The organism is Streptomyces sp. NA04227 (assembly GCF_013364195.1).
Taxonomy (GTDB): domain Bacteria; phylum Actinomycetota; class Actinomycetes; order Streptomycetales; family Streptomycetaceae; genus Streptomyces.
This window is the reverse complement of the sequence record NZ_CP054918.1, coordinates 999,651-1,023,351: the sequence shown is the minus strand read 5'-3', so window position 1 is coordinate 1,023,351 and position 23,701 is coordinate 999,651. Positions and strand designations below refer to the sequence as shown.

General features: G+C 72.3%; 21 protein-coding genes. 13 read left to right on the top strand and 8 right to left on the bottom strand.

The features are described from left to right. Window positions 1-12 precede the first annotated feature (12 nt). The 4 genes from HUT18_RS04140 to hmgA form a co-directional block, all read right to left on the bottom strand. Window positions 13-1,272 carry a CaiB/BaiF CoA-transferase family protein gene (locus HUT18_RS04140; protein WP_176097910.1) on the bottom strand — a complete coding sequence of 420 codons (1,260 nt, stop codon included), beginning with the start codon at window positions 1,270-1,272 and terminating at the stop codon, window positions 13-15. Between the two features lie 103 nt (window positions 1,273-1,375). Next, window positions 1,376-2,599 carry a type ISP restriction/modification enzyme gene (locus tag HUT18_RS04135; RefSeq protein ID WP_176097909.1) on the bottom strand — a complete coding sequence of 408 codons (1,224 nt, stop codon included), beginning with the start codon at window positions 2,597-2,599 and terminating at the stop codon, window positions 1,376-1,378. A 103-nt stretch (window positions 2,600-2,702) separates the two neighbouring features. Next, a complete protein-coding gene (locus HUT18_RS04130) occupies window positions 2,703-3,452 on the bottom strand; it encodes a GntR family transcriptional regulator (protein ID WP_176097907.1) in 750 nt (249 codons plus the stop codon). Window positions 3,453-3,533: 81 nt separating this feature from the next. Then, complete coding sequence (gene hmgA / locus HUT18_RS04125) at window positions 3,534-4,868, bottom strand: homogentisate 1,2-dioxygenase (RefSeq protein WP_176097906.1); 1,335 nt, start codon at window positions 4,866-4,868, stop codon at window positions 3,534-3,536. A gap of 226 nt (window positions 4,869-5,094) precedes the next feature. Between hmgA and HUT18_RS04120 the strand changes: the two genes are divergently transcribed. From HUT18_RS04120 to HUT18_RS04085, 8 genes are all read left to right on the top strand, one after another. Then, the gene (locus HUT18_RS04120; RefSeq protein WP_176104277.1) at window positions 5,095-5,712 is read left to right on the top strand and encodes a TetR/AcrR family transcriptional regulator; all 618 of its coding nucleotides are present in this window, start codon (window positions 5,095-5,097) and stop codon (window positions 5,710-5,712) included. 119 nt (window positions 5,713-5,831) lie between these two features. Beyond that, window positions 5,832-8,114, top strand: a complete 2,283-nt coding sequence (locus HUT18_RS04115) for a molybdopterin oxidoreductase family protein (RefSeq protein WP_176097905.1) — start codon at window positions 5,832-5,834, stop codon at window positions 8,112-8,114. A 157-nt stretch (window positions 8,115-8,271) separates the two neighbouring features. Continuing rightward, entirely contained in the window at window positions 8,272-9,726 is a 1,455-nt protein-coding gene (locus HUT18_RS04110) for a CitMHS family transporter (protein ID WP_176097904.1), read from the top strand. Window positions 9,727-9,851: 125 nt separating this feature from the next. Further along, window positions 9,852-10,535, top strand: coding sequence for a maleylpyruvate isomerase N-terminal domain-containing protein (locus HUT18_RS04105; RefSeq protein ID WP_176097903.1), 684 nt, complete (start codon window positions 9,852-9,854; stop codon window positions 10,533-10,535). A 191-nt stretch (window positions 10,536-10,726) separates the two neighbouring features. After that, complete coding sequence (locus HUT18_RS04100) at window positions 10,727-11,062, top strand: hypothetical protein (RefSeq protein ID WP_217710461.1); 336 nt, start codon at window positions 10,727-10,729, stop codon at window positions 11,060-11,062. 64 nt (window positions 11,063-11,126) lie between these two features. Then, the gene (locus HUT18_RS04095; protein ID WP_176097902.1) at window positions 11,127-11,426 is read left to right on the top strand and encodes a hypothetical protein; all 300 of its coding nucleotides are present in this window, start codon (window positions 11,127-11,129) and stop codon (window positions 11,424-11,426) included. A gap of 129 nt (window positions 11,427-11,555) precedes the next feature. Then, on the top strand, window positions 11,556-12,944 hold the full coding sequence (locus HUT18_RS04090; RefSeq protein WP_176097901.1) for an aldehyde dehydrogenase family protein: 1,389 nt from the start codon (window positions 11,556-11,558) through the stop codon (window positions 12,942-12,944). Between the two features lie 97 nt (window positions 12,945-13,041). Further along, window positions 13,042-14,124, top strand: a complete 1,083-nt coding sequence (locus HUT18_RS04085; RefSeq protein ID WP_176104276.1) for a zinc-binding dehydrogenase — start codon at window positions 13,042-13,044, stop codon at window positions 14,122-14,124. A gap of 101 nt (window positions 14,125-14,225) precedes the next feature. Here the strand turns inward: HUT18_RS04085 and HUT18_RS04080 are convergent, their stop codons facing one another. Further along, window positions 14,226-14,900 carry a TetR/AcrR family transcriptional regulator gene (locus tag HUT18_RS04080; protein ID WP_176097900.1) on the bottom strand — a complete coding sequence of 225 codons (675 nt, stop codon included), beginning with the start codon at window positions 14,898-14,900 and terminating at the stop codon, window positions 14,226-14,228. Between the two features lie 60 nt (window positions 14,901-14,960). Between HUT18_RS04080 and HUT18_RS04075 the strand changes: the two genes are divergently transcribed. The 3 genes from HUT18_RS04075 to HUT18_RS04065 all read left to right on the top strand — a co-directional run bounded on the left by HUT18_RS04075 (window position 14,961) and on the right by HUT18_RS04065 (window position 17,445). Further along, on the top strand, window positions 14,961-16,115 hold the full coding sequence (locus tag HUT18_RS04075; RefSeq protein WP_176097898.1) for an acyl-CoA dehydrogenase family protein: 1,155 nt from the start codon (window positions 14,961-14,963) through the stop codon (window positions 16,113-16,115). A gap of 162 nt (window positions 16,116-16,277) precedes the next feature. Continuing rightward, the gene (locus HUT18_RS04070) at window positions 16,278-16,565 is read left to right on the top strand and encodes a YiaA/YiaB family inner membrane protein (RefSeq protein ID WP_176097896.1); all 288 of its coding nucleotides are present in this window, start codon (window positions 16,278-16,280) and stop codon (window positions 16,563-16,565) included. A gap of 244 nt (window positions 16,566-16,809) precedes the next feature. Next, window positions 16,810-17,445, top strand: coding sequence for a TetR/AcrR family transcriptional regulator (locus tag HUT18_RS04065; protein WP_176097894.1), 636 nt, complete (start codon window positions 16,810-16,812; stop codon window positions 17,443-17,445). A gap of 99 nt (window positions 17,446-17,544) precedes the next feature. On the opposite strand, the gene HUT18_RS04060 is transcribed toward HUT18_RS04065, so the two are convergent. After that, window positions 17,545-18,006, bottom strand: a complete 462-nt coding sequence (locus tag HUT18_RS04060; protein ID WP_176097892.1) for a MaoC family dehydratase — start codon at window positions 18,004-18,006, stop codon at window positions 17,545-17,547. 108 nt (window positions 18,007-18,114) lie between these two features. Between HUT18_RS04060 and soxR the strand changes: the two genes are divergently transcribed. Further along, complete coding sequence (gene soxR, locus HUT18_RS04055; RefSeq protein ID WP_176097891.1) at window positions 18,115-18,666, top strand: redox-sensitive transcriptional activator SoxR; 552 nt, start codon at window positions 18,115-18,117, stop codon at window positions 18,664-18,666. 104 nt (window positions 18,667-18,770) lie between these two features. On the opposite strand, the gene HUT18_RS04050 is transcribed toward soxR, so the two are convergent. After that, window positions 18,771-19,838 carry an RNA ligase (ATP) gene (locus HUT18_RS04050; protein ID WP_176097889.1) on the bottom strand — a complete coding sequence of 356 codons (1,068 nt, stop codon included), beginning with the start codon at window positions 19,836-19,838 and terminating at the stop codon, window positions 18,771-18,773. 301 nt (window positions 19,839-20,139) lie between these two features. Here HUT18_RS04050 and HUT18_RS04045 point away from each other — a divergent pair, with 301 nt between their 5' ends. Further along, window positions 20,140-22,260 carry a tetratricopeptide repeat protein gene (locus tag HUT18_RS04045; protein WP_176097887.1) on the top strand — a complete coding sequence of 707 codons (2,121 nt, stop codon included), beginning with the start codon at window positions 20,140-20,142 and terminating at the stop codon, window positions 22,258-22,260. On the opposite strand, the gene HUT18_RS04040 is transcribed toward HUT18_RS04045, so the two are convergent. Continuing rightward, window positions 22,247-23,671, bottom strand: a complete 1,425-nt coding sequence (locus HUT18_RS04040; protein ID WP_254878412.1) for a hypothetical protein — start codon at window positions 23,669-23,671, stop codon at window positions 22,247-22,249. The genes HUT18_RS04045 and HUT18_RS04040 overlap by 14 nt on opposite strands. Window positions 23,672-23,701 lie beyond the last annotated feature (30 nt).

Here is a 23,701-nt window from a genome sequence, read left to right as displayed (position 1 = left end):
CGCCGCCTGTTCTCAGGCGGCCACTCCGTCCTTCCGCATCCGCGCGATCTCCGCGTCCGTCATCCCCACGGACCGCAGCAGTTCGTCGGTGTGCTCACCGAGCCTGGGCACCGCACCCATCCGCGCCTCCTCCCCGCCGGGCAGCGTGATGGGCGGCAGCAGCGCGCTCAACGGCCCCGCCGGTGAGGCCACTTCCCGCCACCGGTCCCGCGCCGCGAGCTGCGGGTGCGCTGCCAGTTCGGTCATCTCGCGCAGCCGCGCGCAGGCGATCCCGGCCGCGTCGAGACGGCGCAGCGCCTCCTCGGCGTCGAGCGCGCCCAGCGCCGCGCCCACCGTCGCGTCGGTACGTTTCCGGTGCGCCACCCGCGCCGCGTTGGTGGCGAAGTCCGGGTCGTCCGCCAGTTCCGGGCGGCCGAGCACCTGTGCGGCGAGGCGCTGCCACTCCCGGTCGTTCTGCACCGACAACAGCACCCGGCCGCCGTCCCTGGTGCCGAAGGCGTCGTACGGGGCGATCACCGCATGCGCGAGACCGGTCCGGCGCGGGGCCGAACCGCCGTGGATCGTGTGGTGCAGCGGGTGCCCCATCCACTCCGCGAGCGCCTCCAGCATGGACACCTCGACCGGCCCGCCGCGCCCGGTGGTGCCACGCCGTACCAGCGCCGCGAGCACCCCGGAGAAGGCGTACATGCCCGCGGCGATGTCCGCGGCGGGAATGCCCGACTTCGCGGGCTCCGCGGGCGTCCCGGTCACCGAGACGAGGCCCGCCTCGCACTGCACGAGCATGTCGTAGGCGCGCCGGTCCGCGTACGGACCGCCCGCCCCGTACCCGGAGATGTCCACCGCGATCAGCCGCGGATGCGCGGCGCACAGCGTGGCCGCGTCCAGCCCGAGCCGGGCCGCCGCGCCCTGCGCCAGGTTCTGTACGAACACGTCCGCGCCCGCCACCAGGGCGCGCACCGCGTCGAGACCGCGCGGGTCCTTCAGGTCCACGGCGAGCGACTCCTTGCCGCGGTTGCACCACACGAAGTGCGAGGCCAGACCCGCGGCGGCGGTGTCGTAGTGGCGGGCGAAGTCGCCGCCGCCCGGACGCTCCACCTTGATCACCCGCGCCCCGAGATCCGCGAGCTGCCGGGTGGCGAAGGGCGCGGCGACCGCCTGCTCGACGGCCACCACGGTCAGCCCGTCGAGCGGCAGAGGATCGACGGGGGAAGGGGCCGGGGAACGAGCCGGGGGAGGGGACTGCGGGGCGGGCTGTGCGGCGGCGGACTCCATGGCGGGATCATGACCCGGCGGACCGGGCCCTGTCACAGAGGTCTTCGTCACGCCGCCCCGCGAGAGCGCCGTTTCCGGCCACTTGCCTCGGTGTCCGGCGGGCTCAGAGCAGCGCGAACTGCCCGCCCGGCCCCTCCTCCTGGTGGTCGAGCACCGAGGCGGGGCGGCGCGCGCTGTCCGGCGGGGGCAGCACACCCGCCTCGCACAGTTCGTCCCGGCCGATCGACTCGCCGGGATCACCCAGCTCCTCGCCCAACTCCTCCTGGCGCGGCCGCAGTTCGGCCAGGAGGGCAAGGACGGTGATCAGTTCGAGGAGTTCGGTGGTACGTGCCTGGGGCCAGGCCGAGGGCCCGATCGCGGCCAGCGAACCGGGCGCGCCCACCGCCGCGCGCCGGGCGAACCAGCTCTCCAGTACGGGCACCGTGCCGATCCGGAACTCCCAGGCGGCGGCCGGGACCGGGGCCACCCGGCCGGAACCGATCAGCAGGGTCTCCTCCGCCGGGTCGTACTGCGGTGCTTCGGGGCGGGCGGGCAGCGGGGCGCGTACGTAGGGGCGTCTGCCGCCGGGGAGCTTCGGGCGTTCGCCCGGGCCGCGGCGCATCAGCCACAGAAGGCGGCTCCCGAGTTCCACGCCGCGCGCCCACACCCCTGCGTCCCTCGGCAGCGGCACCACGGGTCCCTTCGGGCCGCTCCGCGCTGCCGCGAGAATCCAGGCCGGCAGCTCCTCGGCCGAGACCCGCGCCCCGGTGGGGGCCGCCAGGTGGGCCACGAGTCCCGGGGCCAGATTGGGTTCCAGGCCACCGGGGCGGCGATAGAGCGGCCGGATCCTGCCCGGACGGACCGTCGGGGCCCCGGTCTGCGGGACCGTCGCCCCCGGCAGCAGCGAGGTGGCCAGTACGGCGGGGCCCGACTCGCCCGGCGCGGTGGGCTGTTCGACCAGGAAGATCTGCCGGGCGTCCGCGACCCGCCACAACTCGGGACGTGCCGCGTCGATCAGCCGGTGGTCCGGGATCAGCCACTGTTCGTCGAAGGGGGCGTGCAGGACGCGTACCGGCTCGGGGCAGGGGCCGTCCTCCTCGGCGAGCGGCGCCGTCGAGGTGTCCCGGCCCGGCAACTGGGCCACCGCGGAACGCAGTTCACGGGCACGCGTGGGCTCCATGAGCGCTTCGCGCTCGGCCCGCCCGGCGCGCACGAACGCGTCCCAGCGGGCCCGGAGGGATGCCGCCTCGGGGGCGAGCGGCCAGGCCCGGCCGATACGCGGTGCGGCGACGGACCACGGCAGGAGTTCCGCGAGGAGCGGCGCGTCGTCGTGGGTCACGCCCGGCATCGTACGACGACGGCCGCGGGCGGCGGGGGCGGACGGTGCGCAGTGCTCCCGGAGAACCGAGCAAGTGCACCGCGCCGCAGGACACTTGGCGGCCGCCACCCGATCAATGGGCGTCGAGGGTGACCGTGAACGAGAAGCGGTCGCCGCGGTAGGCGATCACGGCGACGTCGAGCACCTTGCCGTCGTCGTCGTAGCTGATGCCCGTGTAGTGCAGGATCGGGCTCAGCAGCGGGACCTGGAGCAGGCGTGCCGTCTCCGGGTCGGCGAGGCGCGCCTCGACGGTGTCGGTGATCCGGCTGATCTGCACTCCGTCGAGGTCGCGCAGGAGCTTGGTCATCGGCCAGCGTTCCAGGGCGGCCACGTCGAGCCGCGCGGCCACCTCCGAACGCACGTGGTTCAGCGCGTGGTTGGTCGGTTCGCCCGTCTTCTCGTCGCGTCGCAGCCGGTGGAAGGTGGCCACCTCGCTCTGGCCCGGGAAGTGCTCCGCGAGCTGCTGCGGCACGGGAGCCGTGCCGTGGGTGAGCAGTTCGGTGCTCATGCCGGACTGCTGCGCCACGATCGCGTCCACCGAGCCGAGCAGCCGCACCGGGGCTCCCCGGTGGGCGCTCGGCTCGATGAAAGTGCCGCGCCTGCGGTGCCTGCTGATCAGGCCCTCGTCCTCGAGCTCCTTGAGCGCCTGCCGCATGGTCAGCACGCTGACCCCGTAGTGCCCCGCGAGCTGCTCCTCGGTGGGCAGCCGGAGCGGGGCGTCCGCGGGGCGGCCCAGTATCGAGGCGCGCAGCGACTGCGAGACCTGGTACCACAGCGGCAGTTTGCGGTTCAGGACGATCGAGTCCGGCGCGAAAGCGGTCACAGCCTCTCCCCATCGGTTCCTGAACAGGCGTCCGCCTCGAGGTTTCACGGACCTGAACTGAGGCCCCGGGTGAAACAGACGCTATCCCTGCGTGAAATGGCGCTCAAGACCCTGCCACACATCGTCGTACCCCGACTGCAGATGGTCCGCCCGAGCGGCCTGCGCGGTGGCGACGACGGGCCACCTGGTCTCGAACATGAAGGCCAGACCGTCCGCCATCCGCTGCGGCTTCAGCTCCGCGGCGCTCGCCTTGTCGAAGGTGTCCCGGTCGGGTCCGTGCGCCGACATCATGTTGTGCAGCGAGCCGCAGCCCGGCGCGAAGCCGCCCGCGCCCGCCTTCTTGGCGTCGTACGCGCCCTCGATCAGGCCCATGTACTCGCTCATCACATTGCGGTGGAAGTACGGCGGCCGGAAGGTGTCCTCGCCCACCAGCCAGCGCGGCGCGAAGGCCACGAAGTCCACCCCGGCGAGCCCCGGGGTGTCCGAGGGCGAGGTGAGCACCGTGAAGATCGACGGGTCCGGGTGGTCGTAGCTGATCGAACCGATCACATTGAACCGGTGCAGGTCGTAGACGTACGGGACGAGGTTGCCGTGCCAGGCGACGACGTCGAGCGGCGAGTGGTCGTAGCGCGCCCGCCAGAGGTTGCCGCAGTACTTGTTGACGACCTCCACCGGGCCCTCGGTGCCGTCGGTGTCCTCGTACGCGGCCACCGGGGCCTGGAAGTCACGGGGATTGGCAAGGCCGTTGGCGCCGATCGGGCCGAGGTCGGGCAGCCGGAAGTGGGCGCCGTAGTTCTCGCAGACGTAGCCGCGGGCGCTCTCGTCGAGCAGTTCGACCCGGAAGCGGACGCCGCGCGGGATCAGTGCCACGTGCCCGGGCTCGGCGGCGAGCAGGCCGAACTCGGTGCGCAGCAGCAGCCCGCCGCGCTCGGGGACGATGAGCAGTTCCCCGTCGGCGTCGCTGAACACCCGGTCGGTCATGGAGGAGTTGGCGTGGTAGAGGTGCACCGCCATGCCGTTGCGGGTGGCCGCGTCGCCGTTGCCGCCGAGCGTCCACAGGCCCGCGAGGAAGTCGGTGCCCGGCTCCGGCTCGGGCAGCGGGTCCCAGCGCAGCCGGTTCGGGTCCGGCACGGTCTCGGTGAACGGGGCGCCGCTCAGGGCCCCGTTGTCCATCCGTACGAAGGCGGGGTGCGCGGCCGAGGGGCGGATCCGGTAGAGCCAGGAGCGCCGGTTGTGGGCGCGCGGCTCGGTGAAGGCCGTGCCGCTGAGCTGCTCGGCGTACAGGCCGAGTGGTGCCCGCTGCGGAGAGTTGCGGCCCACCGGCAGTGCGCCGGGAACCGCCTCGCTGCTGTGCTCGTTGCCGAAGCCCGTCAGGTACCGCAGTCCCGCCGCGATCTTGCGCGCGTCCCCGCTCATAACTTCACTCCTCAATCAACCATTCCTATGGAGCACCGTAGGATTCCGCTTTCTGTCCCGCAAGGGGAACGACACAAGCGGCCCGGTCGGATTCCGTGGAGACGGTGGCTGTGCGGAGGTGGTCGTGGACCGTACGCGCGGGTAATCACGACGAGGCAGGGCAAAGCGCCGTCCCCGCGTCCCGTAGCGGGCCCGAGCGTGTTTCCGCCGGTACGGGCAAGGCATGATGAAGTGCGTGCAGCACTCCACGTCTCTTCGCCGTGCACCGGTACAGCAGCGCAGTGCCGAGCGGCTCAGCCGGATACTCGACGCCTGTGCCTCGCTCCTGGACGAGGTCGGCTACGAGGACCTGAGCACGCGCGCCGTGGCCGTACGGGCGCAGGTCCCGATCGGCTCCGTGTACCGCTTCTTCGGCAACAAGCGCGCCATGGTCGAGGCGCTCGCCGAGCGGAACCTCGCCGACTACGGCGAGCGGGTCACCGTCCGGCTCGCGGACGTGGACACCGGCGACTGGCGGGGCGCGATGGATGTGGCGCTGGAGGAGTACCTCGCCATGAAGCGCACCATGCCCGGCTTCTCCCTGGTCGACTTCGGCAACGAGATCCCGGTCGGCTCGCGCGACGTCCAGCCCAACCGGCTGATGTCCGACCGGCTCGCCGAACTGTTCGGCGCCCACCTCGGCCGCGAGCCCGACGACGAACTGCGCCGACTGCTGCTCCTGGTCGTGGAGACCGCGGACGCGCTGATCAAGCTCGCCTTCCGGGTCAGCCCCGACGGTGACGTGGACATCCTCGCCGAGATGCGCGAGATGCTGCTCGGCTACCTCGCGCCGCACCTCGACTGAGCCTTCCGCAACCCCTGTAGCTCCTTCTCCCGCCGTTTCCCGGGTCTGGGCTCCATGCCTACCGGTCGGTATGCTCGGGCGCACTCGTGTGCCATACAGCCGCTGCCCCGGGAGCGCCCATGTCCGCAGCACGCACCGCCCTCCGTATCTGCCCGCTGTGCGAGGCGACCTGCGGGCTCACCCTCACCATCGAGGACGACCGGGTCACGGGCGCCCGCGGCAACCCGGACGACGTCTTCAGCAAGGGCTTCATCTGTCCCAAGGGCGCCGCCTTCCCGCAGGCCGACGCCGACCCCGACCGGCTCCGGCGGCCGCTGCTGCGCAAGAACGGCGAGCTGACCGAGGTCGACTGGCAGGAGGCGTTCGACGCGGTCGCGGAGGGGCTGCGGCCGCTGATCGAGGAGCACGGCCCGGCCGCGCTCGGCCTGGTGCTCGGCAACCCGAACGTGCACACCGTGGCGGGCGCCCTCTACCCGCCGCTGCTCAGCACGGTGACCGGCACCCGCAACCTCTTCACCGCCAGCACCGTCGACCAGATGCCCAAGCACGTCTCCAGCGGGCTCCTGTTCGGCGACGCGCTGGCGATCCCGGTGCCCGACCTCGACCACACCGACCATCTGCTGCTGATCGGCGCCAACCCCGTCGAGTCCAATGGCAGTCTGTGCACGGCGCCCGACTTCCCCGGGCGGCTCAAGGCGCTGCGGGCCAGGGGCGGCCACCTCACGGTCGTCGACCCGCGCCGCACCCGTACCGCCCGGCTCGCCGATCGGCACCTGCCGATCCGCCCCGGCACCGACGCGCTGCTGCTCGCCGCGATGGCGCAGGTGCTCTTCGAGGAGCGGCTCACCGACCTCGGCGCGCTCGCCCCGCATGTCGAGGGCCTGACCGAACTCGCCGAAGCAGTACGGGAGTTCACCCCCGAGAAGGCGGCCGAGGCCTGCGAGGTGCCGGCCGAAACGATTCGTACGCTCGCCCGTGAACTGGCCGCCGCGCCCCGGGCCGCCGTCTACGGCCGCATCGGCAGCAGCACCGTCGCCTTCGGCACCCTGACCAGCTGGCTGGTCGACGTGCTCAACATCCTCACCGGAAACCTCGACCGGCCCGGCGGCGCGCTGTTCCCCCTCTCGGCGACCGACCGCGCCGCCCACCGCCCGGCCGGGCCCGGCCGCGGCTTCGCGCTCGGCCGCTGGTCGAGCCGGGTCTCCGGGCACCCCGAGGCCAAGTCCGAACTCCCGCTCGCCGCCCTGGCCGAGGAGATCGACACGGTCACGGCGGGGGAGTCCGGCGAGAGCGCCACCCCCGTCCGCGCTCTGATCACGGTGGCAGCCAACCCCGTCCTGTCCGCGCCCGACGGCGACCGTCTGGACAAGGCCCTCGCCTCGCTCGCCTTCATGGTGAGCGTGGACCCGTACCTCAACGAGACCTCGCGGCACGCCCACGTCGTGCTGCCCCCGCCGCCGCACTCGCAGAGCCCGCACTTCGGCTTCGCGTTCAACGGCCTCGCGGTGCGCAACCAGGTCCGGTACAGCAGGGCGGCGGTGCCCCGCCCGGAGGACCGGCTCTCCGAGTCCGAGATCCTCGCCCGGCTGGTCCTCGCGGTGGGCGGCAACTACTGGACGCGGAGCGAGGACGGGCCCCGGCGCACCGACCCCGCCGTCGTCGACGACCTGGTCATCGCCCAGACCCTCGGCAAGGCGGTCGCCGACCCGCACAGCCCCGTACACGGACGCGACGCCGGGGAACTGGCCGGGCAGCTCACCGGCGAGAACGGCGCCGAACGCAGGCTGGACATGATGCTGCGGCTCGGCCCGTACGGCGAGGGCTTCGGCGCCGACCCCAAGGGCCTGACCCTGAACGAACTGCTCGCGCATCCGCACGGAATCGACCTCGGGCCGCTATCCCCGCGCCTGCCGCAGCCGCTGCGCACCCGCTCCGGCCGTATCGAACTGCTCCCCGCGCCGCTCGTCGGCGAACTGGACCGGCTGCGCTCGGCCGCGCGGGACACCACCGGCCGGATGCTCCTGGTCGGCCGCCGCCACCTGCGGTCCAACAACAGCTGGATGCACAACGTGCCCGCTCTGATCGGCGGTACGAACCGCTGCACCCTGCAACTCCACCCCGAGGACGCCGCTCGGCTCGGCGTCCGGGACGGCTCGCCGGTCCGCGTCGAGGGCGACGGCGGCGCGGTCGTCGCGCCCGCCGAGCTGACCGACACCATGCGCCGCGGCGTGGTGAGCCTGCCGCACGGCTGGGGCCACGACCGCCCCGGCACCCGGCTGAGGGTCGCCGCGAGCGACCCCGGGGTGAACGTCAACCAGCTCTTCGACGGCTCGCTGCTCGACCCGCTGTCGGGCACCTCCGTACTCAACGGGGTGCCGGTCACGCTCAGCGCAGAGGGGTGACTCCCGGCCGGGCGAGCGTAGGTGACCCTCATCTGAGCTGGGGTTTTGCTCTTATTGCTCACGGCCGACGCGCTTGTTGACGCCCTTACGGAGACCTAACGTCGTCCGAGTCCCCGGCCGCTGGGGGCGTTCAAGGGCGAACGTTAGGTGTCCACCCATGCTGACCATCCTCGGCTTCGCCATGATCGCGACATTCCTCGTCCTGATCATGATGAAGAAGATGTCGCCGATCGCGGCGCTGGTTCTCGTCCCCGCACTCTTCTGCGTCCTTGTCGGGAAGGGCGCGCATCTCGGCGACTACGTACTCGACGGCGTGGGCACGCTCGCGCCCACCGCGGCGATGCTCATGTTCGCCATCGTCTACTTCGGCGTGATGATCGACGTCGGCCTCTTCGACCCCGTCGTACGAGGCATCCTGCGCTTCTGCAAGGCCGACCCGATGCGGATCGTGGTCGGCACCGCGGTACTCGCCGCGATCGTGTCGCTGGACGGCGACGGCTCCACCACCTTCATGATCACGGTCTCCGCGATGTACCCGCTCTACAAGCGCCTGGGCATGAGCCTGGTCGTGATGACCGGCGTCGCCGCGACCGCCAACGGCGTCATGAACACCCTCCCCTGGGGCGGCCCCACCGCCCGCGCCGCGACCGCGCTCAAGGTCGACGCCGCGGACATCTTCGTCCCCATGATCCCGGCCCTCGCGGTCGGCCTGCTCGCGGTGTTCTGCCTCGCGTACGTACTCGGTATGCGTGAGCGCAGGCGGCTGGGCATGGTGTCGGTCCCGGACGGGGAGCTCGACGAGGCCACCGAGGAGCGTGAGCAGGTGCTCGTCGGCGCGGGCACGGGCAAGGGCACGGGCAAGGGCGCGAACCGCGGCGGCGCGGCGGGCTCCACCGGTTCCACGGGCTCCGGCGCCGCCGCGGCCGATTCCGGCCCGTTTTCCGGCCCGTTGAACGACGACGGCGACGGACTGCGCGGCCTCGACCCGGACCGCGAGACGCTGCGGCCGAAGCTGTACTGGTTCAACGCCGCGCTGACCGTGGCGCTGCTCACCGCCATGATCATGGAGTGGATGCCGATCCCGGTCCTGTTCATCCTCGGTGCCGCGCTCGCACTGACGGTCAACTTCCCGCGGGTGGCGGATCAGAAGGCCCGTATCGCGGCGCACGCCGACAACGTGCTCAACGTCTCCGGCATGGTCTTCGCGGCCGCCGTCTTCACCGGCGTCCTCCAGGGCACCGGCATGGTCGACCACATGGCGACCTGGCTGGTCGACGCGATCCCCGACGCGATGGGCCCGCACATGGCCCTGGTCACCGGACTCCTGAGCCTGCCGCTGACGTACTTCATGTCCAACGACGGCTTCTACTTCGGCGTCCTGCCGGTCCTCGCCGAAGCGGGCTCCGCCCACGGCGTCACCAACCTGGAGATCGCCCGCGCCTCCATCGTCGGCCAGCCCCTGCACATGTCGAGCCCGCTGGTCCCCGCCGTCTACGTCCTGGTCGGTATGGCCAAGGTCGAGTTCGGCGACCACACCCGCTTCACCGTGAAGTGGGCGGCGTTGACGTGCCTGGTGGTGCTCGGAGCGGCGCTTCTGTTCGGCATCGTGTAACGGACGACTCCCCCCACACGTCCGGTACGCGGAACAGGAACGCATGGGCGCCCCATCGGCCGAGGACGGTCGGTGGGGCGCCGTCCGGTACCAGGAGGGAACACCCGTCCGGGTAGCTTTGCCGCATGGAGTCGAACCGAGTGCTGGACGCGTTCCGCGGCGAGGCCCGTGACCTCACCCGCGCCGTCGAGGGGCTGTCGGAAGCCCAGTGGGATCTTCCGACCCGGTGCCAACCGTGGTCCGTGCGGGAGCTGTTGGGGCATGTCCGGATGACGGTCGCCCGAGTGCCCTCGATGCTGGACGCTCCGGCGCCGCCCCGTGCGGAGGTGTCCGCGGCCGAGTACTACCGGCCCGACGACCGGTTCTCACCACAGGCCAACACCGCCCGTATCGCCACGGCCCGGGACCAGGCGACCGGTCACGCCGACGGTGCCGCCCTGGTCCGGGACTTCGTGGCGGTCTGGCAGCGGACGGACCGGCTGTGCCGTGCCGAGCCGGTGGACCGTGTGGTGCGTACCCGCCACGGCGATCCGATGCTCCTGACGCAGTTCCTGGTCACCCGGGTCGTCGAGGTCGCCGTGCACGGCCTGGACCTCGCCGCCGCCCTGGACCGCGAGCCGTGGCTCACCGCACCGGCCGCCGATGTCGTACTGGAGCTGATGCTCGCCTCCGACCGGCAGACAGCGACCCGTGAACTCGGCTGGGACCGGGCCGAGTTGCTGCGCAGGATCACCGGCCGCGAGCCGCTCGACCCGGCCGCGGCCGCACAGGTCGAACGGCTCGGCATCCGGTGGCTCACGCTGGGCTGACCCGAGCGGCGCCGGGGCAGGTATCGGGCCCCTCCCAGCCGTACGAGAGCGCACCCACCCGTCCGTGCCACCACATCGTCACAAGGCCGATTCCGCACCGTTGTCGTCATGACGCGTGCATGCCAATATGCAAGCGTTCCGTCGTGCCTACGCGCGTCAACCAACTGCTGTCCAGCGGGAGTTGTCAGAAGATGACGAAGACACGAAAGCTGACGAAGGCACGGAAGGCGTTCGCCGTTCTCGCCGGTGCGCTCGCCGCCGTGGCGCTCCAGCAACCGGCCGTCCACGCCGACCCGGTGGTCCCCGAGCACGCCGTCATCGTCTGCCAGTCGGCGAGCCTGTACGCGAACTACGACAGCTCCTCCGGGCCCTCCGGCCTCAAGCGGACCCTGTCCTACGGCGACAAGGTCGGCCACACCCGCGGTGCGCACCCCGTCTACAACGGCTGGGCCGCCACCTTCGACTTCGGCCCCAACGACTGGGGTTACGTGCGCTACGAGTGCCTCGGCGGCTGGGGCTCCTGGTAGTCCCGCCGAAGCATTTCCGCTTCTCAACTCCCCTGGCATCACCGTGACTTCGAGAGGAAACCCGATGTCCGTGAAGCGATACGCACGTGCCGTCGAGTCGGGCGTGCTGGCCGCCGTGCTCGGTGTGGGCGCGCTGCTGGCCGGTGCGGATCCGGCCTCGGCGGCCGACGGCACCATCGGTGAGCGCGAGACGGTCTGCTCGCAGGACCTGTTTGTGCGCACCCAGCCGCTCGGCGCCTGGATGGGCACCCTGTACAAGGGGCAGACGTTCCTGGTCGAGAGGAAGCAGGGCGACTGGGTCTACGGTTTCGCGTACGGCGACATCAACCGGCGGGGCTGGGTCCAGGACGGCTGGTTCTGCTGACCCTGTGGCGCCCCTGCGGACGCCTTGTGGCGCAGACCTCCCGGGCCGGCCGCCGGTCACCCTGGCGCCGCAAAACTAACACCGCTAGTTTGGGGTGTGGACGACGCACACCGGCCCGGGAGGACTGTCATGAAGGCGCACGACGGGATGTACATCGACGGTGACTGGCGGCCCGCCGCGGGCACCGAGTCGATCAGCGTCGTCAATCCGGCCGACGAACAGGTCATCGGCCAGGTCCCGGCGGGCACCGCCGAGGATGTCGACGCCGCCGTCCGCGCGGCCCGCGCCGCCCTGCCCGGCTGGGCCGCGACGCCGCCCGCCGAGCGTGCCGCCCGGCTCGCCGCGCTGCGCGACGTGCTGGCCGCCCGCAAGGAGGAGATCGCCGAGACGGTCACCGCCGAGCTGGGCTCCCCGCTGGAGTTCTCCCGTCTCGTCCACGCGGGCGTACCGATCGCGGTGGCCGGTTCCTATGCCGAACTCGCCGCCGAGTACGCCTTCGAGGAGCAGGTGGGCAACTCGCGGGTGCTGCTCGAACCCGTCGGAGTCGTGGGCGCGATCACGCCCTGGAACTACCCGCTGCACCAGATCGTCGCCAAGGCGGGCCCGGCGCTCGCCGCGGGCTGCACCCTCGTACTCAAGCCCGCCGAGGACACCCCGCTGACCGCCCAGCTCTTCGCCGAGGCGGTGCACGAGGCGGGCATCCCGGCCGGTGTCTTCAACCTCGTCACCGGGCTCGGCCCGGTGGCCGGTCAGGCGCTCGCCGAGCACGAGGGCGTGGACCTGGTCTCGTTCACCGGCTCCACCGCGGTCGGCCGGGCCATCGGTGCCACCGCGGGCGCGGCCGTCAAGCGGGTCGCCCTGGAACTCGGCGGCAAGTCCGCCAACGTCGTACTGCCCGGCGCCGACCTCGCCAAGGCGGTCAACGTCGGTGTCGCCAACGTGATGTCCAACACCGGCCAGACGTGCAGCGCCTGGACCCGGCTCCTGGTGCACGAGGACAGCTACGAGGAGGCGGTCGGCCTGGCCGCCGCTGCCGCCGCCAAGTACGGCGACCGGATCGGCCCGGTGGTCAACGCCAAGCAGCACGAGCGGGTGCGCGGCTACATCGCCAAGGGCGTCGCCGAGGGTGCCCGGCTGGTCGCGGGCGGCCCCGAGGCCCCGCGCGAGCACGGCTACTACGTGAGCCCCACCGTCTTCGCCGACGTCACCCCCGAGATGACGATCGCGCAGGAGGAGATCTTCGGCCCGGTCCTCAGCATCCTGAAGTACCGCGACGAGGACGAGGCCGTACGGATCGCCAACGGCACCGTCTACGGTCTCGCCGGGGCCGTGTGGGCGGCCGACGAGGAGACCGCCGTGGCCTTCGCCCGGCGGCTGGACACCGGTCAGGTCGACATCAACGGCGGGCGCTTCAACCCGCGCGCGCCCTTCGGCGGGTACAAGCAGTCCGGCGTCGGGCGCGAACTGGGCGCCCACGGGCTCACCGAGTACCTTCAGACGAAGTCCCTCCAGCTCTGAGGCCCGGAGCAGTCTTCCGAGCCTCTGAGCAGCAGCTTCCCGCCGGTGGCCGCCCTGGCCCCGCGCTGTTTGTCCCGTTCGTCCGTCAGGAGTCGTGATCGTGGTCCGCGCCGCCGTACTGCCCGCTGTCGGTTCGCCCCTGGAGATCGCCGAGATCGAACTGCCCGAACCCGGCCCCGGACAGGTACGGGTGCGACTGGCCGCCGCGGGCGTCTGCCACTCGGACCTCTCGCTGTCCAACGGCACCATGCGGGTGCCGGTCCCGGCCGTGCTCGGGCACGAGGGCTCGGGCACCGTCGTCTCCGTGGGCGAGGGCGTCGAGGCCTACGCCCCCGGCGATGCCGTGGTCCTCAACTGGGCGCCCGCCTGCGGGAGTTGTCACGCCTGCGGGCTCGGCGAGGTCTGGCTGTGCGCCAACGCGCTGAACGGCGCGGGCGCGGTGTACGCCCGGCGTTCCGACGGCTCGGACCTGTACCCGGGCCTGAACGTCGCGGCCTTCGCCGAGGAGACCGTGGTCGCCGAGAAGTGCCTGCTGCCCGCCCCCGAGGGAGTGCCGCTCGACGAGGCCGCCCTGCTCGGCTGCGCCGTGCTCACCGGCTACGGCGCCGTGCACAACTCCGCGCGGGTACGCCCCGGTGAGAGCGTCGCCGTCTTCGGTGTCGGCGGAGTGGGCCTGGCCGCGCTCCAGTCGGCCCGGGTCGCCGAGGCGAGCACCATCGTCGCCGTGGACGTCTCGCCGGAGAAGGAGGACCTGGCCAGGGCCGCGGGGGCCACCGAGTTCGTGGTCGCCTCGGAGACCACCGCCAAGGACATCCGCGCGCTGACCGGCCGTCAGGGTGTGGACGTGGCCGTCGAGTGCGTGGGCCGCGCCGTCACCATCCGTACCGCCTGGGAGTCCACCCGCCGTGGCGGCCGCACCACGGTCGTCGGCATCGGCGGCAAGGACCAGCAGGTCTCCTTCAACGCCCTGGAGATCTTCCACTGGGGCCGCACCCTCAGTGGCTGCGTCTACGGCGACTCCGACCCCGCGCGGGACCTGCCGCGTATCGCCGCCCACCTCCGCGAAGGCGCCCTCGACCTCGGCGTGCTGGTCACCGAGCGCATCGGCCTGGACGGCATCCCGGCCGCCTTCGACAACATGATCGCGGGCAAGGGCGGACGGGCGCTGGTCGTCTTCTAGATCCAGGCGTCACCTTCCCGCCGTCGCCCGGGAGGGCGGGCGGACACCACGCACAACAGCCGGGCGCCCGGCGGGAGTTCAGCCCGTCGGGGCCGTCCCGGTCACCCCGCCGACGCCGACGCCGACGCCGACGCCGACGCCGAATCCGTCAGCTCGGCGAACTGGCGTCCCAGCCCGTCCAGGAGGGCGCTCAGGCCGGTCTCGAAGGCCCGCTCGTCGATCTGCTGCTGCCGGTCGGCGAGCAGGTGCGCCTGCCCGAGGTGCGGGTAGTCGGCGGGGTCGTAGGCGCTCTCGTCGTCCACGAATCCGCCCGCGAACGAGCCGAGCGCGGACCCGAGGACGAAGAAGCGCATCAGCGCGCCGATGGACGTCGCCTGGGCGGGCGGCCAGCCCGCGCGGACCATCGCGCCGAAGACGGCGTCGGCCAGCCGGAGCCCGGAGGGGCGGCGGCCCGGCCCCTGTGCGAGCACCGGGACGACGTTGGGGTGCGCGGTCAGGGCCGCGCGGTAGGAGACGGCCCAGTCGCGCAGCGCGGTCCGCCAGTCGCGGCCGTCCTCGAACATCGACAGGTCCACCTGCGCGCTCACCGCGTCCGCGACCGCCTCCAGGATCTGGTCCTTGGTGCGGAAGTGGTTGTACAGCGAGGGCCCGCTCACCCCGAGCTCCGCGGCCAGCCTGCGGGTGGAGACCGCGCCGAGACCCTCCTCGTCGACGAGCACGAGCGCCGCGGCGACGATCCGGTCGGTGCTGAGAAGGGGCTTGCGTGGTCGGGCCATGCGGCACATAGTAGGGCTGGAGCCATAAACTAGCAGTGCTAATTTTCATGTGGAGCAGCCGTGAACCTGGAGCTCAGCGAGGAACAGTCCGCCGTCCGGCAGCTCGCCAAGGACTTCGTGGCCCGCGAGATCGCGCCGCACGTCGTCGAGTGGGACCGGGCCGAGAGCGTGGACCGGTCCCTGGTCAAGAAGCTCGGCGAGGTCGGCTTCCTCGGCCTGACCATCGACGAGGAGTACGGCGGCAGCGGCGGGGACCACCTCGCGTACTGCCTGGTCACCGAGGAACTCGGGCGCGGTGACTCCTCGGTGCGCGGCATCGTCTCGGTCTCGCTCGGCCTGGTCACCAAGACCCTGGCCCACTGGGGCACCGAGGAGCAGAAGCGCGCGTGGCTGCCCGGTCTGACCTCCGGCGAACTGCTCGGCTGCTTCGGCCTCACCGAGCCCGGCACCGGTTCGGACGCGGGCAACCTGTCGACCAGGGCGGTGCGCGACGGCGGCGGGGACTACGTGATCAACGGCGCCAAGATGTTCATCACCAACGGCACCTGGGCCGACCTCGTCCTGGTCTTCGCCCGTACCTCGGACGCCCCCGGCCACAAGGGCGTCTCCGCCTTCCTCGTCCCCACCGACACTCCCGGACTGACCCGGCGGACCGTGCACGGAAAGCTGGGCCTGCGCGGACAGGCGACCGCCGAGCTGACCTTCGAGGACGTACGGGTGCCCGCCTCGGCGATGCTCGGCCCCGAGGGCAAGGGCTTCTCCGTCGCGATGTCGGCACTGGCCAAGGGCCGGATGTCGGTGGCCGCGGGCTGCGTCGGCATCGCCCAGGCCGCACTCGACGCGGCCCTGACCTACGCGGGCCAGCGCGAGCAGTTCGGCAAGACGATCGCCCATCACCAGCTCGTCCAGGAACTCATCACCGACATCGCGGTGGACGTGGACGCGGCCCGCCTGCTGACCTGGCGGGTGGCCGACCTCATCGACCGCGGACTGCCCTTCACCACCGAGGCCTCGAAGGCGAAGCTCTTCGCCTCCGAGGCCGCCGTACGCGCCGCCAACAACGCCCTCCAGGTGTACGGCGGTTACGGCTACATCGACGAGTACCCGGTCGGCAAACTCCTGCGCGACGCCCGCGTGATGACCCTCTACGAGGGCACCAGCCAGATCCAGAAGCTGGTGATCGGACGGGCCCTGACGGGCGTCAGCGCGTTCTGAGCCTCGGTCGCGAACCGTGCCCAAGTGCCTTGGGTGGCAAGGTGGTTCACGACGTACTCAGGTCCCGCCGGTGCGTCCGGCCGGGGCCTGAGTAGCGTGGTTCCGGCATCTGAGTACGTGTACGGATGTGACCGGCGCCGCACCACGGCGAAGCTGTCTGTCATGACAGACACACAGGTGAAGCAGCAGAGCACCACGGCCTTCTACGGCCAGGCGATCGCCTCCTTCACGGTCGCCATGGCCGCCACCGCCATCGGCATCTACCAGCTCGAGACGAACGCCTGGACCCGGGCCTTCCTCGCGATCGCCGTCCTGTTCCTGGTGACCTCCAGCTTCACGCTCGCCAAGGTCATCCGGGACCGGCAGGAGGCCGGACAGATCGTGAGCCGGGTCGACCAGGCGCGCGTCGACAAGCTCCTGGCCGAGCACGACCCGTTCCAGAAGCTCTGACCGATGACAGACCGCGAGGCCCGCACGGGTCTCGCCCTCCGGCCCATGCCGGAATGCGTACGAGGGCCGCCTTCCCCGCAGTCGCGAGGGGGCGGCTCCTTCGTTTGCGGCTCTGCCAACCCTGCCGTTCCTGCGGATCCTCGGGGCCGCTGCCCGTATTCTTGCGTCCGCCAAGATCCCGAACCCTAAGCGCTCGCTCATCGGCAGGTAGGGTGTCTCCCGCTACGGGTGGAAGGAGCACAGGATGGCTGCGGCCAAGGACGGTGTCGCCGAGGGCAGGCCCTGGGGCGAGGTCACCCCGGAGGCGGCGCGCCGGCTGCTCATCGCGGCTGTGGACGCCTTCGCCGAGCGTGGCTATCACGCCACCACGACCCGCGACATCGCAGGTCGTGCGGGCATGAGCCCGGCGGCGCTCTACATCCACTACAAGACCAAGGAGGAGCTCCTCCACCGGATCAGCAGGATCGGCCACGAGCGGGCCGTCGAGGTCCTGCGGTCCGCGTCGGGCGCCGAGGGCAGCGCGGCCGAACGGCTCGCGCTCGCGGTGCGCTCCTTCGTCGGCTGGCACGCGGCCCAGCACACCACCGCCCGCGTCGTGCAGTACGAACTCGAGGCGCTCGGCGAGGAGAGCCGCGCCGAGATCGTGGCGCTGCGGCGGCAGGCCGACGCCGAGGTCCGCGGCATCATCAACGACGGCGTGGCCGCGGGCGAGTTCGACGTACCCGACGTGCCGGGCACCACATTGGCGGTGCTGTCCCTGTGCATCGACGTGGCGCGGTGGTTCAAGGAAGGCGGCCGCCGCACGCCCGAGGAGGTCGGCCGGCTCTACGCGGACCTCGCCCTGCGCATGGTGGGGGCCAAGGAGCCCGGCTCGGCCTGAGCCGGGCCCCGCCGCCCGGAATCCGAAGAAGCCCGAAGAGCCCCGACGGTCCGCAGAAGCCCGAAGAGCCCCGACGGAGTCCGAAGCGATCAGACGGGATCAGAAGAAGTAGCGGGTCACCGGCTCGGCGACACAGGCGGGCTTGTCGCCCCCCTCGATCTCGATCGTCACCTTGGCGGTGACCTGCACACCGCCGCCCACCTCGGCGACCTCGGCGAGCGCCACACCGGCGCGCAGTCGCGAGCCCACCGGCACGGGCGCGGGGTAACGCACCTTGTTGGACCCGTAGTTGACGCCCATCTTCACGTTCTCCACGCGCAGCACCTGCGGTACCAGTACGGGCAGCAGGGACAGCGTCAGATAGCCGTGCGCGATGGTCGTGCCGAACGGGCCCTTCGCGGCCTGTTCCGGGTCGACATGGATCCACTGGTGGTCGCCGGTGGCCTCGGCGAACAGGTCGATCCGCTTCTGGTCGACCTCCAGCCAGTCGCTGTACCCGAGCTGCTCGCCGACCGCCGCCTTGAGTTCCTCGGCGGAGGTGAAGATCCTCGGCTCTGCCATCTGTCCGGCCTCCCGCAATCGATCGATGTATAAGCGCTTGCTTACACTGCTGCTCCGGGGCCGGGATGTCAACGAGGTCCGTCACACGGTGTGGGTAGGCTCGGCAGGGTGCCTCAGATTCCCGAGAAGATCCATGAACTCACCGTCGGCCAGCTCGCGGCGCGCAGCGGCGCCGCCGTCTCGGCGCTGCACTTCTACGAGTCCAAGGGACTCATCAAGAGCAGCCGCACCTCGGGCAACCAGCGCCGGTACACCCGTGACACGCTCCGCCGGGTCGCCTTCGTACGCGCCGCCCAGCGCGTCGGAATTCCGCTCGCCACCATCCGCGAGGCACTGTCCGGACTGCCGCAGGAACGTACCCCCAACCACGAGGACTGGGCCCGCCTCTCGGAGTCCTGGCGGTCCGAACTCGACACACGCATCGCCCAGTTGAGCCGGTTGCGGGACTATCTCGGCGACTGCATCGGCTGCGGCTGTCTCTCCCTGGAGAAGTGCGCGCTGTCCAACCCCGACGACATCACGGGCGAGCGGGTCACCGGTTCGGTGCTGTTCGGCGAGCGACGGGGGCGGGGGAACGGTCCGAAGCGGGCGGCGGGTTCGGGCAAGGAGGCGGCGCCCGTCGAGGGGGAAGGCGGGCAGCAGGCGGAGAAGTGCTGCTGAGCGGGGCGCGCGGCGGATCTCGCGCGAGCCGATGCGGGGCCGGGGCGGGGCCGTCCGGCACCCGGGGCGCTTGGCGCCTCAAGTGCCGGACGGCGTAGGCCCGTTCACTCGTACTCCGTACCGCCCTTGCGCGTGAGGTAGGCGGGGCTGACCGCCTTCGCGATGGCGCGGCCGCCGGTTACCGGGCTGTAGCGCTCCGCGACGGGACGGATGACGACGCCCTCGCGCAGGTGCAGGCCGCGGCCCGAGACCGTTTCCTGTCCGGTGGCCACCGACAGCACCTCGTCGAGGTCGTACGGGCCCTCGAACAGCCGTGGTACCAGCGGCAGTCGGCCGTCGAGGAGGGCGGCCGCGTCCAGCCAGTGGACCTGGCCGTCGATCTCCGCGGAGACGTCGAACACCGCGTAGCCCAGCGTCTCGCGCCGCCCGTCCGCGCCGTAGGTCAGGTCCTGTACGCCCGCTCCGTAGACCTCGCCGAAGAGGCCGACGCGGCGTGCGCCCAGCTCCTTCGCGAGTTGTGCGGCGACCTCGGGCACACCGTGGCCGCGCACCGCGCGCCAGTAGAGATTGCGCGCATCCTCTTTCAGGGCAAGGGACTTGGCGCCGAAGCCCTTGGAGGAGACCTGATACGTGCCGTCCTCGGCGTGGTACGTCAGGAGGCAGGCCGTGCCGTGCAGCTTCTCGGTCAGGACGACCGGTTCGCCGGGCTCGAAGATGTCCGGGTAGCGGTGCAGGTTCTCGACGTCGACCCAGGGCAGCAGGTCGGGGGCCGCCTCCACGTCGCCGTTCATGGTCGTCGGCACGGGCGGCACCCACTTGGTGATGCCCAGCGGTCCGGCGAAGTCCGTGCCCTCGTCCGCCGCCCGCGCGAGATCGTGATCCGCCAGCGCCGCGGGGCGGCACACCAGGCCCTGCGACAGCTCCCCGCGCAACCGCACCGCCTTCACCCGGTCCGCCTTGCCGCCGGCGAGCCGCCCGGTCAGTCCCAGCTCCGCGATCAACTCCTGCGGAAGTACGGCCTGTTCGGGGATGTAGAGCGCGAACTCACCCGTACGGAAAGCCCCCTTGGCGACGACGGCGCGGTACAGGCCCACCTGGGCCAGCTCGAGGGCGTCGGCGTTCGGGTGCTCGTGGACGGTGAGTTTCTCGGCGGTGACGCGCAGCGTCGACATGGTGTGCTCCTGGCTCCTTCAGCTGGTCCGGGGGACCGTTGGGTTGCTGGTCATGCACCCAACTCTGGTGCGGCCAATAGGAGTTGGCCAGCGAATATGTGGCTGCTAACCTCGCGCGGCGCCGACGGTGCCCGGTCACGGCGGGTGGGCAGGAGCCCCGGAATCGTCGCGCTCGGTGCACCGGCCGACGCGCTCCGTTCCCGCCCCGTTAGGATCGGCGTGGTCGTCGAGGTGAGTGCTCGCGACGCCGGGGCCGGGCGGCGCCCCGGTCGTGACGGGCCAGGTGCAGGGGGAGTCCGCGATGTTCGATCCGATGCTGTGGGGCCCTCTGACCGGGACGCTGAGCTTGGTCGCCGCGGGGATGGCGAGCGAGGTGGGCAAGAGCGCCTGGGAATCGGCGGGGGCCCTGGCCCGGCGGGTGACCGGCCGCGCGGTGCCCGCGCCCCGGGACGCCGCCGAGCGGGAGCAACTCGCCAGGGAACTGGCCGAGGCCGCCGCGCGGGATCCCCGGCACGCGTCGGCGGTGCGGGCCTGGATCGGCAGCAGCCCACAGGGCGCCACGGTGACCCGCACACCCCGCGAACTCCCGCCGTCCGTACGGTTCTTCACCGACCGCCGGGAACTCCTGCGCGAGCTGGCCCGGGAGGCAGGACGCAAGAGCGACGGCCGTCCGCGGGTCGCCCTGCTGCACGGCGCGGCCGGCATGGGCACCAGCGCACTCGCGGCGCACTACGGACACAGCAACGAAAAGGCCTTCCCGGACGGGCAGTTGTACGTGGACCTGTGCGGCCAGGGCGGGACCGGCGCCGCACTGGCACCGGCCGCGGCGGCCCGGATCCTTCTGGGGCAACTCGGCGTGGCCGCGGCGCAGATGCCGCCCGCCACCGAGGACAGGACCGCCTTGCTGCGCGAACTCATCGGCAGCCGCCGCCTGTTGGTCGTCCTGGACCACGCCGCAACGGCGGCACAGGTACGGCCCCTGATCACCGCGGCACCGTACGCCTTCACGGTCGTCGTCGCCCGCGAGCGCCTCGCCCAACTCGACGCCGTGCCCCTGTCGGTGGGCCCGCTCGTGGAACGTGACGCGGTCCGGCTCCTGACCGAACTCACCGACCGGCAGACCGTCGCCGGGGCCGCGGCCGTGCTGCCCGCCGTACTGGAACGTTGCGGCGGGTCCCCGTTCGCGCTGCGTGCCCTCGCCCCACGGCTGTCCGAGCCGGACCTCGCGCTCTCCGGGGCGGGCCGGGAACCCGTGGACTACGCCGTCGAGGCCGGAACCTCAGGGCTCGACGCGACCGCGCTGCGGGTCTTCCGGCTGATGGCCCTGTGGGAGTGGCCCGGATTCGGGCCCGCCGTCGCCGCGCACACGGCCGAAATCGAGGAGGCGCGGGCCGCTGACGCGCTGGCCGAACTCGCCGCCCGCGGGCTGCTGTTGACCACGGACGACGGCCGGTACCGGTACCGGGCGGCGGTCCGGGCCCGGGCCGAGCGGGAGGCGGCCGCCGAGGACGGAGTGGTGGCCTGTGCCGCCGCACTGGCCCGTACCGTCCGCTGGTACCTGGAGTTCGCGGTGCGCGCGGACCGCGCGGCGCTGCCGCAGCGCTGGTGGCTCGGGCCGCTGTACACCTCACTTGACGCCGGGCCCCGCACGCGGCTGGGCGAGGCCGTGGCCGCCCTGATCGCCGAACGCAGGAACCTGGTGCAGGCGACCCTCGCGGCCGCGCAGAGCGGCGATGCGGAGTCCGCGCGCCAACTCGGCGAGGCGCAGTGGGCCGTTCAGCTCAAGGCGGGCGCGACCGACGAACTGCTGCCCGCGCTCCGGGCGGCGGCACGGGCCGCCGGTGCGCTTTATCCGGGCACCCGAATCGAGGGCCGGGCGTGCACCCAACTCGGCAACGCCCTTGTCGAGTTGGGCCAGCACCAGGAGGCCGAGCGCCAGCTCCGGCTCGCCGAGGAGGCGGAGGCGGCCGACGGCCACCGGCGAGGACGCGCCACCGCCCTGGAGTGCCTCGGCCTGCTGCGTCTGTCCCAGTGGAACTGGGACGAGGCGTACGCGCTCTTCGAGCGGGCCGACGAGGAACTCGCCCAACTCGCCGAGGGCGACGAGGGTTTCGAGGACGCTCCGCGCGGGCGGGCGCTGCTCCTGCGCCACCGGGGTCGTGCCCTGCGCGGGCTCGGCCGCTTCGACGAGGCCGCCCGCTTCCTCTCGGGGGCCCTGGTCTTCTTCGAGGAGACGCAGAAGGAGGCCTACAACGCCGCGCGCACGCTCACCGATCTCGGCGAAGTCCACCTGGAAGCCGAGGACTTGGCGGCGGCGCTGCCGCTCCTCGACCGTGCGCTGCGGATCCTCGGCGAGGAGAACGCGAGCCCGCACGCCGACCGGGTGCGCAGGCTGCGCGAGCGCTGCCTCAGCGCCGGGTGACCCGTACCGCGTACCTCGCGGCGTCGGTCACCACGGTCAGTCCCCCGGCCAGGAGCTCGTCCGGCTTGCCGCCTTCGGCCAGCCAGCCGAGCAGCGCCGAGGCGGCGGCCGCCGGGTCGGCCCCGCGCGGCTCGCCCACCAGGTCGTAGAGATCGCCGCTCCTGAGCCGCGCCACGCACTCGGCCGGGCCGGTGACCCGGGCCGCGAGTGCCGCGTGCGGATGCCGGGCGAGCGCCTCCGCCGTCCACTCCTCGGGTGTGCCGAGCACCGGATCGTCCGCCGCGCCCTCGCGGAAGAGCACATCGGCCAGGGCCAGCGCCTCCGGATCGAGGGTGTCCTCGTGCACGGCCAGATGCGCCACCCCGCCCGTCGGCGGCGCGAAGGGGGAATCGCCGTAACGCCGTATCTCCACCGCGGTGCCCGCACACCGCGTCGTCCGCACCGCCAACGGCGCCAGATGGCAAGGGGGTTGGTACGCGGGCATCGGCAGCGGATCGAGGTGGGCGGGGCTGCCGGGCTCGCCGATGCCGATGAGTTCGTAGAAGAGCCGCCGCAGCAGGAACGCCGACCGGCCGGGGTCGGAGGTCGTCAGCTCGGCGGGCCCCGGTTCGGTGCGCCCGGGTTCGGTGGGCCCGGGCACACCGAACCCGGGCTCATCGGGTCCGGGCCGGGGCCCCTGCTGGGCCCCGATCAGCGCGTCGAGTTGGGCGCCCAGGGGAGCCGCCGGGTCGAGCCGCGGTGCCGTGCGGACGAAGCGGGCGACGGGGGAGAGCGGATCGAGACGGTCGGCGCCCGTCGCGGCGAGCAGTACGGGGGTGCCGAGGGCCGCCGCGTAGTAGCTGACCGAGCCGAAGTCGCCGATGACCGCGTCCGCGGCGAGCACCGCCTGGCGCCAGTCGTGGAGCGGATCGATCAGGGTGAGACCGGCGCGGCGGGCCGAGTCCAGCCAGGTCCGCACCTGGCCCGGGCCGTGACCGTGCCAGATGTTGGGATGCAGGACGGCCGCCAACCGGTAGTCGTCGACCGGCAGTTGGGCCGGAAGCCGCGCGAGCAGCCTGCGCAGTACGTCGTTTCCCGGTTCACGGAGGTGGTGGTGGCCGGGCGCCCGCTCCGGATCGGTTCCCGCCCCGTCGCCGAACAACGACTCGGGATTCCAGGTGGAGTTGAGTACGACGAGCCGCTGGCCGTGACGCACGCCCAGTGCCCTGCGGTACCGCTCCCGGTACCGGCGCGCGGCGAGCATCCGGTCGAAACAGGGGTCACCCGCGAGTACACCGCGCGGCCCGCCCCCGCCGCCGTAGTGCGCGAGGCGCTCCTGCTGCTCGGGGTGGGACAGCACCATGACGTCCGCGACCGGCTTGCCCCCGGCCAGATTCCACTCGGGCGACAGCCCGAACACCGGCCCCGCCACGGCCGATTCGGCTCCCGGCTCCCGGCTCCC

Bases quoted from the DNA above. Each gene is read 5' to 3' on its own strand.
- HUT18_RS04140 (WP_176097910.1), bottom strand. From the start codon at position 1,272: ATGGAGTCCGCCGCCGCACAGCCCGCCCCGCAGTCCCCTCCCCCGGCT.
- HUT18_RS04135 (WP_176097909.1), bottom strand. From the start codon at position 2,599: ATGCCGGGCGTGACCCACGACGACGCGCCGCTCCTCGCGGAACTCCTG.
- hmgA (WP_176097906.1), bottom strand. From the start codon at position 4,868: ATGAGCGGGGACGCGCGCAAGATCGCGGCGGGACTGCGGTACCTGACG.
- HUT18_RS04120 (WP_176104277.1), top strand. From the start codon at position 5,095: ATGAAGTGCGTGCAGCACTCCACGTCTCTTCGCCGTGCACCGGTACAG.
- HUT18_RS04115 (WP_176097905.1), top strand. From the start codon at position 5,832: ATGTCCGCAGCACGCACCGCCCTCCGTATCTGCCCGCTGTGCGAGGCG.
- HUT18_RS04110 (WP_176097904.1), top strand. From the start codon at position 8,272: ATGCTGACCATCCTCGGCTTCGCCATGATCGCGACATTCCTCGTCCTG.
- HUT18_RS04105 (WP_176097903.1), top strand. From the start codon at position 9,852: ATGGAGTCGAACCGAGTGCTGGACGCGTTCCGCGGCGAGGCCCGTGAC.
- HUT18_RS04100 (WP_217710461.1), top strand. From the start codon at position 10,727: ATGACGAAGACACGAAAGCTGACGAAGGCACGGAAGGCGTTCGCCGTT.
- HUT18_RS04095 (WP_176097902.1), top strand. From the start codon at position 11,127: ATGTCCGTGAAGCGATACGCACGTGCCGTCGAGTCGGGCGTGCTGGCC.
- HUT18_RS04090 (WP_176097901.1), top strand. From the start codon at position 11,556: ATGAAGGCGCACGACGGGATGTACATCGACGGTGACTGGCGGCCCGCC.
- HUT18_RS04080 (WP_176097900.1), bottom strand. From the start codon at position 14,900: ATGGCCCGACCACGCAAGCCCCTTCTCAGCACCGACCGGATCGTCGCC.
- HUT18_RS04070 (WP_176097896.1), top strand. From the start codon at position 16,278: ATGACAGACACACAGGTGAAGCAGCAGAGCACCACGGCCTTCTACGGC.
- HUT18_RS04065 (WP_176097894.1), top strand. From the start codon at position 16,810: ATGGCTGCGGCCAAGGACGGTGTCGCCGAGGGCAGGCCCTGGGGCGAG.
- HUT18_RS04060 (WP_176097892.1), bottom strand. From the start codon at position 18,006: ATGGCAGAGCCGAGGATCTTCACCTCCGCCGAGGAACTCAAGGCGGCG.
- HUT18_RS04050 (WP_176097889.1), bottom strand. From the start codon at position 19,838: ATGTCGACGCTGCGCGTCACCGCCGAGAAACTCACCGTCCACGAGCAC.
- HUT18_RS04045 (WP_176097887.1), top strand. From the start codon at position 20,140: ATGTTCGATCCGATGCTGTGGGGCCCTCTGACCGGGACGCTGAGCTTG.